This is a genomic window from Lysobacter sp. cf310, assembly GCF_900114355.1.
Lineage (GTDB): Bacteria > Pseudomonadota > Gammaproteobacteria > Xanthomonadales > Xanthomonadaceae > Lysobacter.
Genome location: NZ_FOSS01000001.1, coordinates 60,336 through 72,438, shown reverse-complemented (window position 1 = coordinate 72,438; position 12,103 = coordinate 60,336). Strand labels below are relative to the sequence as shown.

Below are 12,103 nucleotides of genomic sequence, written 5' to 3'. Positions count from 1 at the left end.
GCTGGCACCGACCTCGCGCGGACCGACGAGCGCTTGTGGTCGCTAGGCTCAGTTCAGACCGTAGCGCTCGACCACATGCAGTACGGCGGCGTCGTATTGCCACAGGGTGGTGGTGCGATCAACGTCGGCCAGGGGCAGGGCGGTCAGTTGCTCGCCCCAGCGCACCATCGTGGCGAGGTCCAGGTGTCGTTTGAGCGCCGCCCGCAGGGCTTGGGCCTGCGGTTCGGGAAAGAAGGCGAACTGCGGCGCATCGGGCTCAAGTTTGCGAGAGGGATCGCTGCCGTCGTGCAAGAAGGACCAATACCAGTCGATATCCAGATGCTGCGGGTTTTCCAGGCGCTCGGGCTGCCCGGCATCGAGCACCAAGGTGCTGGCGCCCGCGAGCCAGACCACGAAGACGCAACGCCAAGCCGTGTCGTCGATGGCGAGCACCGATGCGAGCCAGCCGTCGACGGCTTTGGCGTCCAGGTATCGCAGCACCAAGCAACAGGCCGCCGAGAAGGCACCATGGGCTTCGAGCCCGTAATAGGTGTTGGACAGCGGCTGCAACAGCCCGTCGCTGCCGCCTGCGCGACCATCGCTCCAGCACGACGGCGCCATCAACCTGCGACCCAAGGTGTCGAGCAGGTCCATGCGGAAGCGAGGCGGGAACTCGGGCAGGGCCGGGTCCAGGCAATGCACGAACACCGCGCTGACCAGCACCTCGTAGACATCGCGATCGTCGGCGCGCTCGAGTACGCGCGGCAGCAGGAACGCGAACCACTCGCTCCATTCGTCGATGTGGCCGAAAGCCTTCGGCCCGGTCGTCAGCGCCTCTAGTGCGTCCCGCAATTCGTGACTGGGCCAGTCCTGCGGATCGGATTGCATCAGGCCGGTGTACATCTTCCGCTCGCTACCCATGAACCAGGCCTCGCCCATCGGCTCTTTCGGCGGCGGCGCGCGTTCGCGCAAGCGCTTCAGCGCTTCCGTATCGGGGCCCTGTCCGGGCGTCCAGAGATAAGGAGCAGCGGTAGGCATGCGGTCCAACCTGCGGCAAGGAGCTACGCGAGCGGCTTAAAACGCGCCGTTGCGCGACTCAGTTGCGCGGCCAAGCGTTGACCACCTTGCAGAACAGCTGTGCGGTGCGTTCGGCGTCGTAGACCGCCGAATGCGCTTCCTCGGCGTTCCATTCGAAACCCGCGGCCTGGACCGCGCGTGCGAGCACGGTCTGACCGTAGGCCAGGCCGCCCAGGGTCACGGTGTCGAACACGCTGAAGGGGTGGAACGGGTTGCGCTTATGGCCGCTGCGCGCGACCGCGGCGTTGAGGAAGTTGAGGTCGAAATGGGCGTTGTGGCCGACCAGGATCGCGCGCTGGCAGCCGTGGCGCTTGATCGCCTCGCGCACCGGCGCGAACACGCTTTCCAGGGCGAGCCGCTCGGGCTTGGCGTCGCGGAACGGATGGTCGATGTCGATGCCGGTGACTTCCAGCGACTTGGGGTCGATCTCGGTCCCCAGCGCCGGCACCACGTGCGCGCTGGAGGTGGTGCCGGGGTAGAGCAGGCCTTGTTCGTCCAGCTCCAGGGGCACCACGGCGATCTCGAGCAGGGCGTGGCGGTTCCAGTCGAAACCGCCGGTTTCCACATCCACCACGACCGGCAGGAAGCCGCGGAAACGGTTGCTCAAACGGGGCGGAGCGGGGGCGGTTTGGGGGGCGGGGCCGGCATCGATCATGCGGAAAGCCTAGCAGACGGCGATGGCGGGGCCGCTGCGGCGACGCGCCCGCGCGTACTTGCGCAGGCGCGGTGCCCGCGCCGCGCCGCCTCTCGCAAGCGGGAAGAGGCCGGCGGGGCGGGGCGTTAGCGGGTGCGCGGACGCAGCCGGCTCGCCGTCAGCAGGGCGATGCCGGCCGCGGCCAGGATCAGGCCCGGCAGCGGCAACAGCATCGCGGCGACCGTGCCGAACAGCAGCAGGCCGGCGCCCCAGCCCAGGGCGTCGTTGCGCGCCTGCGCCGGTGCGGCGCCCAGCGCGCGTTCGATCAGCGCGTCCACGCTGAGACGGCCCGGGCCGCGCAGGATCAACGGCCACAGCATCACCAGGAACAGCAGCGGCAGCTTGTAGTTGCCGGCGCCCTGGTCGGTGATCGCATAGCCCTGGGCGAGCTGGCTCAGGCCCATCCAGTCCTGCGGCCAATGCACGGCGGCGATCGCGACCACGGTCAGCACGAACAGGGCGGCGGCGAAGAAGCGCGTGCCCAGTCCGATCAGCAGGGCGATGCCGCCCAGCAGCTCGAACCAGGTCGCCAGAGTCCAGCTCAAGTCGGCCGGGACGCGGTCGAACGGAAACGGGAACGCGGCCATGACCTCGGCGAACCAGTTCTGGCCGTGCAGCTTCTCGCGTCCGGATTCGTAGAACTCCCAGGCCAGGACCAGGCGCAGGCCCAACGGGGCGGTCCAGGCGCCGAGGCCTTCGAGGCGGTCGCGCAGCGCATGGGCGCAGCGGGTGAGGAAAGGCATGGCGTGCTCCGGCAGGAAACGCGCTGGTACCGCCAGCGCTTTCCCTACAGAGGCGGCGATCAGGCCAAACGGTTCGCGAGCGCGCCGGGCACGACGCCGCTGGCGCGCATTTGCTCAAGCAGGGCGCGGCCCTGGGCGACGAAGGCGTCGATATCGTCGCTGCCGGCTTCGGCGGCGAGCGCGCGCAACTGCTCGCGGCCGCTGAGCTCGGGCGATTCGCCCAGGCGTTCGACCAGGCGGTAGGCCAGCGGGCTGAGTTCGGAGAAACGCACTTCGCCGTCGGCCTCGCGCCGCAACAGCAGCAGGGTGGGTTGCGGCGGCGGCGCCGCGGGCTGGAACGCGGGGCCGATGCGGTGCACCGGCCAGGCGTAGGCCAGCGGCCAGGCCAGCGGCGACAGCACCGGCACGCCGTCGAGCAGATCGGCCCGAGGGTCGATCGTGGACGCATCCAGGCCGGCGTCGGACAGCTGCAGGGCCAGCTCGACCCATTCGTAATGCGCCAGCTCGATCAGGAACGCGGGGTCGAGCTCCTCGCGGTCCTCGAGGTAGCGCAGGAACTCGCGCGCGAGTTCCGGGAACAGCGGCGTGCGGCTGCGGTGGTCGCGGAAGAAATCGCGCACCAGCGCGGTCCAGCGTTGCTCGCCCAGCAGCTCGTGGACGACCGGGAAGTTGCCGGCCAGCAGGCCTTCGATGTTGTTGAACAGCAGCCCGCGGTAGACCTCCAGGCGGCGTTCTTCGATGCCGGCCGGCGCGGGGCTGGCCTGCGGATCGCGCAAGTGACGGGTCAGTTCGAACTGCTGCGCGCGCAGCCGCGCGGGCGCCTGGCTGCGCGGCTCAGCCATGAGCCTGGCGCGCGGCGGCGGGCGCGTGTTCGCGCAGGACCGCGCGCACGGTGTCGAGTTCGCTCACGAGTTCGGCGTAGGGCGGGAAATTGAAGTCGCGTTCCAGCAGGGTCGGGCGCGCGCCGAAGCGGCGGTAGGCCTCGCCCAGCAGCGACCACACCGCGTCCTTGACCGGGGCGCCGTGGGTGTCGATCTTGAGATCGTCGGCCTCGTCGTAGTGGCCGGCGACATGGATATAGGCGATGCGTTCGCCCGGCAGCGCGGCCAGGAACGCGCTCGCGTCGTAACGGTGGTTGATCGAATTGACGTAGACGTTGTTGACGTCCAGCAGCAGGTCGCAGTCGGCCTCGGCCAGCACCGCGTTGGTGAAGTCGATCTCGCTCATCTCCTGGTGCGGAGTGGCGTAGGTCGAGGTGTTCTCGACCGCGATGCGGCGGCCGACGATGTCCTGGGTCTGGCGGATGCGCGCGGCGACGTGGTGCACCGCTTCCTCGGTGAAAGGAATCGGCAGCAGGTCGTAGAGATGGCCGTCGTCGCTGCAGTAGCTCAGGTGCTCGCTGTACAGGCGGACCTGGTGCTGGTCCAGAAAGCGCCGGACCCGGATCAGGAAGGTCTCGTCCAAGGGCTCGGTGCCGCCCAGCGACAGCGACAGGCCGTGGCAGACCAGGGGGTGGCGCGCGGCGAGTTCGCCCAGGGCGTCGCCGTAGCGGCCGCCGACTCCGATCCAGTTCTCGGGCGCGAGCTCGAGGAAATCGAAATCGGTGGGCGCGGCCGATCGCAGCGGGCCCAGCAGGGCCCGCCGCAAACCGAGGCCGACGGCGTCCGCGTTCAGCGGACGCGCGCCGTCCATGCCGCGTGGCTCAGACCGAGCCACCGCACTTGCCTTCGCCGCACTTGCCTTCGGCGGCCTTCTTTTCGCCCGCCTTCTTGTCCTTGTCGGCGCCGCACTTGCCTTCGCCGCACTTGCCCTCACCGGCCTTCTTCTTGTCGGCGCCGCACTTGCCTTCACCGCACTTGCCTTCCGCGGCCTTCTTCTTGTCGCCGCCGCAGCTGCCTTCGGCGTGCTTCTTGTCGGCGCCGCACTTGCCTTCGGCGGCCTTGGCGTCGGTGGCCTTGGCATCGGCGGCCTTCTCGGCCGTCTGCGCCTGCTGGGCGCCGAGCAGGTAACCCTGCGAAAGGTCGCTCATGGCGAAGGCGGACGCGGACAGGGTGAGACCGCCGACCAGGGCGGCACCGAGCGCGAGGGCGACGGGTTTCTTGATCTGCTTGGACATGCGCTTGCTCTCCATTACGTTGGCGATGATGACGGGGCAGGCCCGCCGGTGAAAAACACGGGGCGGAAGCCGGCGCAGTGTGCCCGGTTCCGCGTGTGAAAACTGTTCATGGATCCAGATATTCTCGCGCCAGCGCGCGTGCGCGATGCAGACGCGCCTTGACCGCCTCGCGCGTGAGCGACAAACGGTCGGCCATTTCGGCGATGCTCAGGCCCTCCAGATCGCGCAGCAGCACGACCTCGCGGTAGTGCGCGGGCAGGGATTCGAGCGCGGCGGCGACGTCGTGGCGCCATTCGCAGGGCTCGGGCAGCACCACAGGAAGGATGTTTTCGGTGATCGCGTCGCCGGTGAGCAGGCGCATGCCGCGCTTGAGGCGGTTGCACTCGCGCTTGACGATGCGGAAGGTCCAGGAGACGAAGCACTCCAGCGAGCGCAGGTCGCGCAGCTTGCGCGAGACCGTGATCAGGGTTTCCTGGACCGCGTCCTCGACGTCGTTGATGACGCAGTGGAACTCGGCGTAGCGGCGCAAGTCCTGGCGCGAGCGCACCAGCACGCGCTCGAGCGCGTCGCGGTCGCCCGAACGGGCCGCTGCCAAATCGCCATGGGCCATCGAAACGCTCATGCCCTTCGTATCCCTCCGAATCCTTGCTACAAGACCGTAGCGGGGCGCTACGGACATGTACCAAGAGTTAGGGGTTACGGCAAACGGTTCGCGGCGGAGGCAGCCCGGCCGGTTTTGTTGGGTTTGCGTTCAGTTAGCGGGCGCTGGAAACGTTTGCAGATTTGCTGCACCGCAGCGTGCCGGTGCGGCGCCCCGGGCGGGCGCCGCGACCCGGTCCGCGCGGCGCGCGGCCGGGCAGGGCGCGCTCAGAGCGCGCCGGTGGTGTTGGTGTCGTCGCGCTTCTCGCGCGGCGGCAGCAGTTCCTCGCCCTTGACCAGGAACCACACGTTCTCGGCGATGTTGGTGGCGTGGTCGCCGATGCGTTCGATGTTCTTGGCCATGAACAGCAGGTGCGTGCACGGGGTGATGCTGCGCGCGTCCTCCATCATGTAGGTCAGCAGTTCGCGGAACAGGCCGGTGTAGGCGGTGTCGATCTCGGCGTCGCGCGCGCGCACGCGCTGCGCCAGCTCGACGTCGTTCTCGCGGTAGGCGGCCAGCACGTCGCGCAGCTGCTTGACCGCCAGCGTGCCCAGCGCGTGCAGACCGGCGATGTGCGGCAGCGGCGGCGACAGGTTGAGCGCGGTGGAGCGCTTGGCGACGTTGGCCGCGTAGTCGCCGACGCGTTCGATGTCGGAGGCGATGCGGATCGCGGCCAGGATCTCGCGCAGGTCGCGCGCCATCGGCCCGCGCAGCGCCAGCTTCATCACGTCGTGGCTGATTTCCTGCTCCAGCGCGTCGATCGCCTCGTCGTTGGCGATGATGCGCTCGGCGGCCTTGTCGTCGCGGCGCTCGACCACGTCCAGCGCGGCTTCGAGCTGGGACGCGGCCATCTCGCCCATGCGCAGGGTTTCGTCGAGCAGGCGGCGCTGCTCTTCGTCGTAGCTCTTGACGATGTGATCGTGCATGTGGGTGCTCATATAAGTGTCCTGTGTGCGCTTCCCTGCTTCCGCGGGCGGGAGAAGGTGCCCGAAGGGCGGATGAGGGCCTCCTGGCCCGGTTAACGATGCGACCTGCGTCCTGCGTGCCCTCACCCCAACCCCTCTCCCGCGAGCGCGAGAGGGGCTCAAAGCGGTATCAGCCGAAACGTCCCGTGATGTAGTCCTCGGTCTGCTGCTTGCTCGGCTTGGAGAAGATGGTTTCGGTGGGGCCGTGCTCGATCAGGTCGCCCAGGTACATGAAGGCGGTGAAATCCGATACGCGCGCGGCCTGCTGCATGTTGTGGGTCACGATCGCGATCGTGTATTCCTTCTTGAGCTCCTCGACCAGCTGTTCGATGCGGCTGGTGGAGATCGGGTCCAGCGCCGAGGTCGGTTCGTCCAGCAGCAGCACGTCCGGGCGCAGCGCGACCGCGCGCGCGATGCACAGGCGCTGCTGCTGACCGCCGGACAGGCCCAGCGCGCTTTGGCCCAGCTTGTCCTTGACCTCGTCCCACAGCGCGCCCTGGCGCAGCGCGTGCTCGACGCGGTCGTTCATTTCCGACTTCGACAGCTTCTCGTGGTGGCGGATACCGTAAGCCACGTTCTCGAAGATGGTCATCGGGAACGGCACCGGCTTCTGGAACACCATGCCGACCTTGCTGCGCAGGCGGTTCATCGGGTACTTGGGGTCGAGGATGTTGTCGCCGTCCAGCAGCACTTCGCCGCGCGCTTCCAGCTTCGGGTACAGCGCGTAGATGCGGTTGAAGATGCGCAGCAGGGTCGACTTGCCGCAACCGGAGGGGCCGATCAGCGCGGTGACCTGCTTCTCGGGGATCTCCAGGTTGATGCTCTTGAGCGCATGGAACTTGTCGTAATAGAAGTCCAGCCCGCGCGCGGCGAGCTTGACCGGCGCCGGAGCGGCGGCAGTGCTGTCCCGCTCGGGCGTGGCGAGATTGAGGCGGGCGTCGTTCATGGCCGGAGTCCGGTCTAGGTTGCGAAGGGTGAGGTCAGTCATTGGAGATTCGCTTGCGCAGGATCACGGTCCGCGCGAACAGGCTGACGAAGAGGACGAAGCAGGTCAGGACCAGGGCGCCGGCCCAGGCGATGGTGTTCCAGTTCGCGTCCGGGTTGTTGGCGAAGTTGTTCATCGTCACGGGCACGCTGGCCATCTCGCGGAAGATGTCCATGCTCCAGTACTGGTTGCTCAGGGCGGTGAACAGCAACGGCGCCGTTTCGCCCGAGATGCGCGCCAGCGCGAGCAGGATGCCGGTGACGATGCCGGCCGAAGCGCTGCGATACAGCACCTGCACGATCACCTTCCACTGCGGCACGCCCAGCGACAGCGCGGCTTCGCGCATCTGGCTGGGCACCAGCCGCAGCATTTCGTCGGTGGTGCGCACCACCACCGGCAGCACGATGAAGGCCAGCGCCAGCGCGCCGGCGATCGCCGAGAACTGGCCCATCTGCGCGACCACCAGCGAGTAGATGAACAAGCCCAGCACGATCGACGGCGCCGACAGCAGGATGTCGTTGACGAAGCGCACCACGGTGCCGAACTTGCGCGCGTTGCCGTACTCGGCCAGCCAGGTGCCGGCGGCGACACCGAGCGGAGTGCCGATCAGGATCGCGATCGCGCACATCACCGCGCTGCCGAAGAAGGCGTTGAGCAGGCCGCCTTCCTGCTGCGGCGGCGGGGTCATCTGGGTGAACAGCGCCCAGTTGATGCCGCCCAGGCCCTTGGCGACCAGGGTCCACAGGATCCAGCCCAGGAAGAACAGGCCGAACGCGGCGGCGGCGCAGGCGGCCAGGATGGCGACCGCGTTGCCGATGCGGCGGCGGCGGTAGAGCGCGTCAGCGGCGCGCATCTGCGGAGTGACGACGGCCATCAGTTGCCCTCCTTGCGCGAGAGCTGCATCAGCATCAGCCGGGCCACGGCCAGCACCGCGAAGGTGACGATGAACAGCACGAAGCCCAGCAGCAGCAGCGCCGAGCGGTAGGTCTCGGTGGCCTCGCCGAAGTCGTTGGCGATGACCGCGGCGATGGTGGTGCCCGGTTCCAGCAGCGACACCGAGAAGTTGACGCTGTTGCCGATCACGTAGGCCACCGCCATGGTCTCGCCCAGGGCGCGGCCGAGGCCGAGGAAGACGCCGCCGATCACCGCCGAGCGGGTATAGGGCAGGACGATGTCCCAGCTGACTTCCCACTTGGTCGAGCCCAGCGCATAGGCCGACTCCTTGAGCCGGGTCGGCACGGTCAGGAACACTTCGCGCATCACCGAGGAGATGAAGGGGATCACCATGATCGCCAGCACGATGCCGGCGGTGAGCATGCCGATGCCCAGCGGCGGGCCCTGGAACAGCGGGCCGATCACCGGCCAGGTGCCGAGGTGATCGTTGAGCCACGGGGTCACGTATTCGGTCATCACCGGGACCAGCACGAACAGGCCCCACATGCCGTAGATGATCGAGGGGATGCCGGCCAGCAGTTCGATCGCGGTGCCGATCGGGCCGCGCGCCCAGCGCGGCGCGACCTCGGTCAGGAAGAAGGCGATGCCGAAGCTGACCGGCACCGCGATCAGCATCGCGATCAGCGCGGTGACGATGGTGCCGTAGATCGGCACCAGCGCGCCGTACTGGTCCTCGACCGGATTCCACTCGGCGGTGATGAAGAAGTCGATGCCTTCCTTGGCCAGCACGGTGCGGCCGCCCCAGAGCATCGACAGCGCCGCGCCCGCGAGCGCGATCAAGACGAAGATCACGGTGGCGGTGAGCAGATAACGGAACAGACGGTCGTTGCGCGCGTCGGCGTGGTCGCGCGCTAGCGGTGCTGCGGGGAGGGCGGTCGCGTTCATTGCGATCTGAGGTCCGTGGGGCGCGTGAGGTGGTGAGGCCGGGTGGGGTGTGCTGCTCGGTGCGACGCGCTTGGGTCACTGGATGTTCGGCTCCGCCGACCTGAAGCGGAGCCCGCTTGCGCGGGAATGACGTTCCGATACGGCCGCGCCCGCAACGGCGGGCGCGGCCGAAACGTCATTTGAACTCCGCCGCCCAATACGCCTCGACCTGCTTCACCAGCTCCGGCGGCAGCGGCACGTAGTCCAGCGCGCTGGCCTGGGTCTGGCCGTTCTCGAACGCCCACTTGAAGAAGGCGCGGGTGTCGGCGCTGCGCTTGGCGTCCTTGGGCTGCTTGTACATCAGGATGAAATTGGTCGCGGTGATCGGCCAGGCGTTGGTGCCGCTGGCGTTGGTGATCACCAGATTGAAGTCCTTGGCGTTGGCCCAGTCGGCGCTGGCGGCGGCGGCCTGGAAGGACTCGGCGTTGGGCTGCACGAAGTTGCCCGAGGCGTTCTGCAACTGCGCGTAACCCATCTTGTTCTGCAGCGCGTAGGACAGCTCGACGTAGCCGATCGAGCCCTTGATCTGCTTCACGTACGAGGCCACGCCTTCGTTGCCCTTGCCGCCGACGCCGCCCGGCCACTGCACCGAAGTGCCTTCGCCGACCTTGCTCTTCCAGGCCGGGCTGACCTTGGACAGATAGTTGGCGAAGTTGAAGGTGGTGCCCGAGCCGTCGGAGCGGTGGACGATGTTGATCTTGGTCGCCGGCAGGGTCGTGCCCGGGTTGAGCGCGACGATCGCCGGATCGTTCCAGACGGTAACGGTGCCGAGGAAGATGTCGGCCAGCACGGGGCCGGTCAGGCGCAGCTTGCCGGGCTCGAGGCCTTCGACGTTGACCACCGGCACCACGCCGCCGATCGCCGACGGAAACTGGCCCAGGCCCGCGGCCGCGAGTTCCTCGGCAGACAGCGGCTTGTCGGAGGAACCGAAGTCGACCGTGCCGGCCTTGATCTGGGCGATGCCGCCGCCGGAACCGATCGACTGGTAATTGACCTTGGCGCCGGTGGCCTTGTTGTAGTCGTCCGACCACTTCGACAGCAGCGGATAGATGAAAGTCGCGCCGGCGCCGGTGATCATGGCGGCGGTCTTGTCGCCCGCCGCAGCAGCGGCGTCGGCCGGTGCGGCGCCGTCGGCGGCCGCCTTGGGGGCGTCGGTGCCGGGCTTGCACGCGGCCACGGCCAGCGTCAGGGCGAGAGAAAGGGCGGCGATACGGGCCGGCGACGATTTCATGCGCAACTCCATGAGGGTGCCGACGAGACTGGCCGGCGGGGCTGCGCCATTTGATGATCTTTTTGTTACAGCGCTATGACATCGTTCGGTCACGAATTTGTAGTGAAAGGCTGAAAGGTCGCAGCGACGGGGCTGGGGGCGTGGGGCGGGGCGTCGGAGGGCGGTGAGGGCGGTGTCAAAAAGCTCTGCGTGGGGAGCCTCACCCGCCTGCGGGGAGAGGGGTGAGGGCCCGGCGCGCGGGCGCGGCTCCAACCTCGTCCCGGGCCCTCATTCGCCCTTCGGGCACCTTCTCCCGCTCGCGGGAGAAGGGAATCCAAGGCCCTACGCATGAAGCCCCTCTCCCGCTTGCGGGAGAGGGGTTGGGGTGAGGGCCCGGCGTGCGCGCGCGGCTCCAACGTCGTTCCGGCCCTCATCCGCCCTCAGGGCCGCTTCTCCCGCAAGCAGCAGGGAATCCAAGACCCTGCGTATGTAGCCCCTCTCCCGCCTGCGGGAGAGGGGTTGGGGTGAGGGCGCGCGCAGCAACAAACTCACGCCGCCGCTTGCGCTTCGCAGCCCCTCAACCGACCCTGCGCGCCACCTACTCCCGCGGATAGGCGGAGGGATTAGGCGCAGAACCCCAAAACGCAGAACGGGCCCGAAGGCCCGTTCCTTGCAAGCCGATCCCCGAAAGGATCAGTAGTTCATGTTCGCCGACCAGTAGGCCTCGATCTGCTTGATCAGGGCGTCCGGCAGCGGCACGTAGTCCAGGGCTTTGGCCTGGGTGTCGCCGTTGGCGTAGGCCCAGCGGAAGAACTCCTTGGCGTTCTTGGCGCCGGCGGCGTTCTTGGGCTGGCGGTACATCAGGATGAAGTTGGTCGCGGTGATCGGCCAGGACTTTTCGCCCGGGGCGTTGGTCATCACCAGGTAGAAGTCCTTGGCGTTGGCCCAATCGGCGCTGGCGGCGGCGGCCGAGAAGGTCTCGTCGCTGGGCAGCACGTAGTTGCCGGCGGCGTTCTTCAGGCGCGAATAGGCCATCTTGTTCTGCAGCGCGTAGGACAGTTCGACGTAGCCGATGCCGCCCTGGATCTGCTTGACGTAGGCGGCCACGCCCTCGTTGCCCTTACCGCCGATACCGACCGGCCACTTGACCGCGGTGCCTTCGCCGACCGAGCTCTTCCACTCGGCGCTGACCTTGGACAGGTAGTTGACGAAGTTGAAGGTGGTGCCCGAACCGTCCGAGCGGTGCACGACGGTGATCTTTTTGGCCGGCAGCTGCACGCCGCCGTTGAGGGCGACGATGGCCGGGTCGTTCCACATCGTGATCTTGCCGAGGAAGATCTTGGCCAGGGTATCGCCGTCGAGCTTGAGCGCGCCCGAAGCCACGCCCGGCACGTTGATCACCGGCACCACGCCGCCGATCACCGACGGGAACTGGGCCAGGCCGAACTTGGCCAGCTCATCGGGCTTCATCGGCGCGTCGGAGGAACCGAAATCGACCGTGCCTGCCTTGATCTGGGCGATGCCGCCGCCGGAACCGATCGACTGGTAGTTGACCTTTTTCTGGGTGGCCTTGGCGTAGTCGGCCGACCACTTGGACATGATGGGGTAGACGAAGGACGCGCCGGCGCCGGTGACGTCGGCGGCCTGAACGTTGGCGACGAACGCAGTCGCGAGCGCGAGTGCGGCCAGGCGGAAGCGGAGGGACTTGAACACGGAGGGCTCCTGGAGAGAGACGACGGGCATTGACCCGCTCGGGGCGCATTTCATAACGGTTCGATGACAGCCGCGGGTCGGCTATGTGACAGGTCGGTGACAT

Annotated in this window: 13 protein-coding genes; all 13 read right to left on the bottom strand. The window is 67.9% G+C overall.

The features are described from left to right. Positions 1-48 precede the first annotated feature (48 nt). The gene (locus BMZ45_RS00330) at positions 49-951 is read right to left on the bottom strand and encodes a hypothetical protein (protein WP_091631255.1); all 903 of its coding nucleotides are present in this window, start codon (positions 949-951) and stop codon (positions 49-51) included. Between the two features lie 124 nt (positions 952-1,075). Then, positions 1,076-1,711: a ribonuclease T gene (rnt, locus tag BMZ45_RS00325; RefSeq protein WP_091631253.1), complete on the bottom strand. Its 636-nt coding sequence runs from the start codon at positions 1,709-1,711 to the stop codon at positions 1,076-1,078. A 125-nt stretch (positions 1,712-1,836) separates the two neighbouring features. Beyond that, positions 1,837-2,493 (bottom strand): HvfX family Cu-binding RiPP maturation protein, encoded by a 657-nt coding sequence (locus tag BMZ45_RS00320; protein WP_091631251.1) that lies wholly within the window; start codon positions 2,491-2,493, stop codon positions 1,837-1,839. 59 nt (positions 2,494-2,552) lie between these two features. Continuing rightward, positions 2,553-3,335 (bottom strand): HvfC family RiPP maturation protein, encoded by a 783-nt coding sequence (locus tag BMZ45_RS00315; RefSeq protein WP_091631249.1) that lies wholly within the window; start codon positions 3,333-3,335, stop codon positions 2,553-2,555. After that, the gene (locus tag BMZ45_RS00310; protein ID WP_091631248.1) at positions 3,328-4,185 is read right to left on the bottom strand and encodes an HvfB family MNIO-type RiPP peptide maturase; all 858 of its coding nucleotides are present in this window, start codon (positions 4,183-4,185) and stop codon (positions 3,328-3,330) included. Before BMZ45_RS00310 ends, BMZ45_RS00315 begins: the two co-directional genes overlap by 8 nt. Before the next feature lie 10 nt (positions 4,186-4,195). Beyond that, positions 4,196-4,609 (bottom strand): HvfA family oxazolone/thioamide-modified RiPP metallophore, encoded by a 414-nt coding sequence (locus BMZ45_RS00305; protein ID WP_091633901.1) that lies wholly within the window; start codon positions 4,607-4,609, stop codon positions 4,196-4,198. A 106-nt stretch (positions 4,610-4,715) separates the two neighbouring features. Continuing rightward, on the bottom strand, positions 4,716-5,231 hold the full coding sequence (locus BMZ45_RS00300) for an RNA polymerase sigma factor (RefSeq protein ID WP_091631246.1): 516 nt from the start codon (positions 5,229-5,231) through the stop codon (positions 4,716-4,718). Between the two features lie 245 nt (positions 5,232-5,476). Further along, positions 5,477-6,187 (bottom strand): phosphate signaling complex protein PhoU, encoded by a 711-nt coding sequence (gene phoU / locus BMZ45_RS00295; RefSeq protein ID WP_091631245.1) that lies wholly within the window; start codon positions 6,185-6,187, stop codon positions 5,477-5,479. Positions 6,188-6,344: 157 nt separating this feature from the next. Further along, positions 6,345-7,160 (bottom strand): phosphate ABC transporter ATP-binding protein PstB, encoded by an 816-nt coding sequence (gene pstB, locus BMZ45_RS00290; RefSeq protein ID WP_091631243.1) that lies wholly within the window; start codon positions 7,158-7,160, stop codon positions 6,345-6,347. A gap of 34 nt (positions 7,161-7,194) precedes the next feature. Beyond that, positions 7,195-8,052: a phosphate ABC transporter permease PstA gene (gene pstA / locus BMZ45_RS00285; RefSeq protein ID WP_091633898.1), complete on the bottom strand. Its 858-nt coding sequence runs from the start codon at positions 8,050-8,052 to the stop codon at positions 7,195-7,197. A gap of 20 nt (positions 8,053-8,072) precedes the next feature. After that, a complete protein-coding gene (gene pstC, locus BMZ45_RS00280) occupies positions 8,073-9,038 on the bottom strand; it encodes a phosphate ABC transporter permease subunit PstC (RefSeq protein WP_091631241.1) in 966 nt (321 codons plus the stop codon). 175 nt (positions 9,039-9,213) lie between these two features. Further along, entirely contained in the window at positions 9,214-10,308 is a 1,095-nt protein-coding gene (gene pstS, locus BMZ45_RS00275; protein ID WP_091633895.1) for a phosphate ABC transporter substrate-binding protein PstS, read from the bottom strand. A 672-nt stretch (positions 10,309-10,980) separates the two neighbouring features. Beyond that, the gene (gene pstS / locus BMZ45_RS00270; protein ID WP_254776493.1) at positions 10,981-12,000 is read right to left on the bottom strand and encodes a phosphate ABC transporter substrate-binding protein PstS; all 1,020 of its coding nucleotides are present in this window, start codon (positions 11,998-12,000) and stop codon (positions 10,981-10,983) included. Positions 12,001-12,103 lie beyond the last annotated feature (103 nt).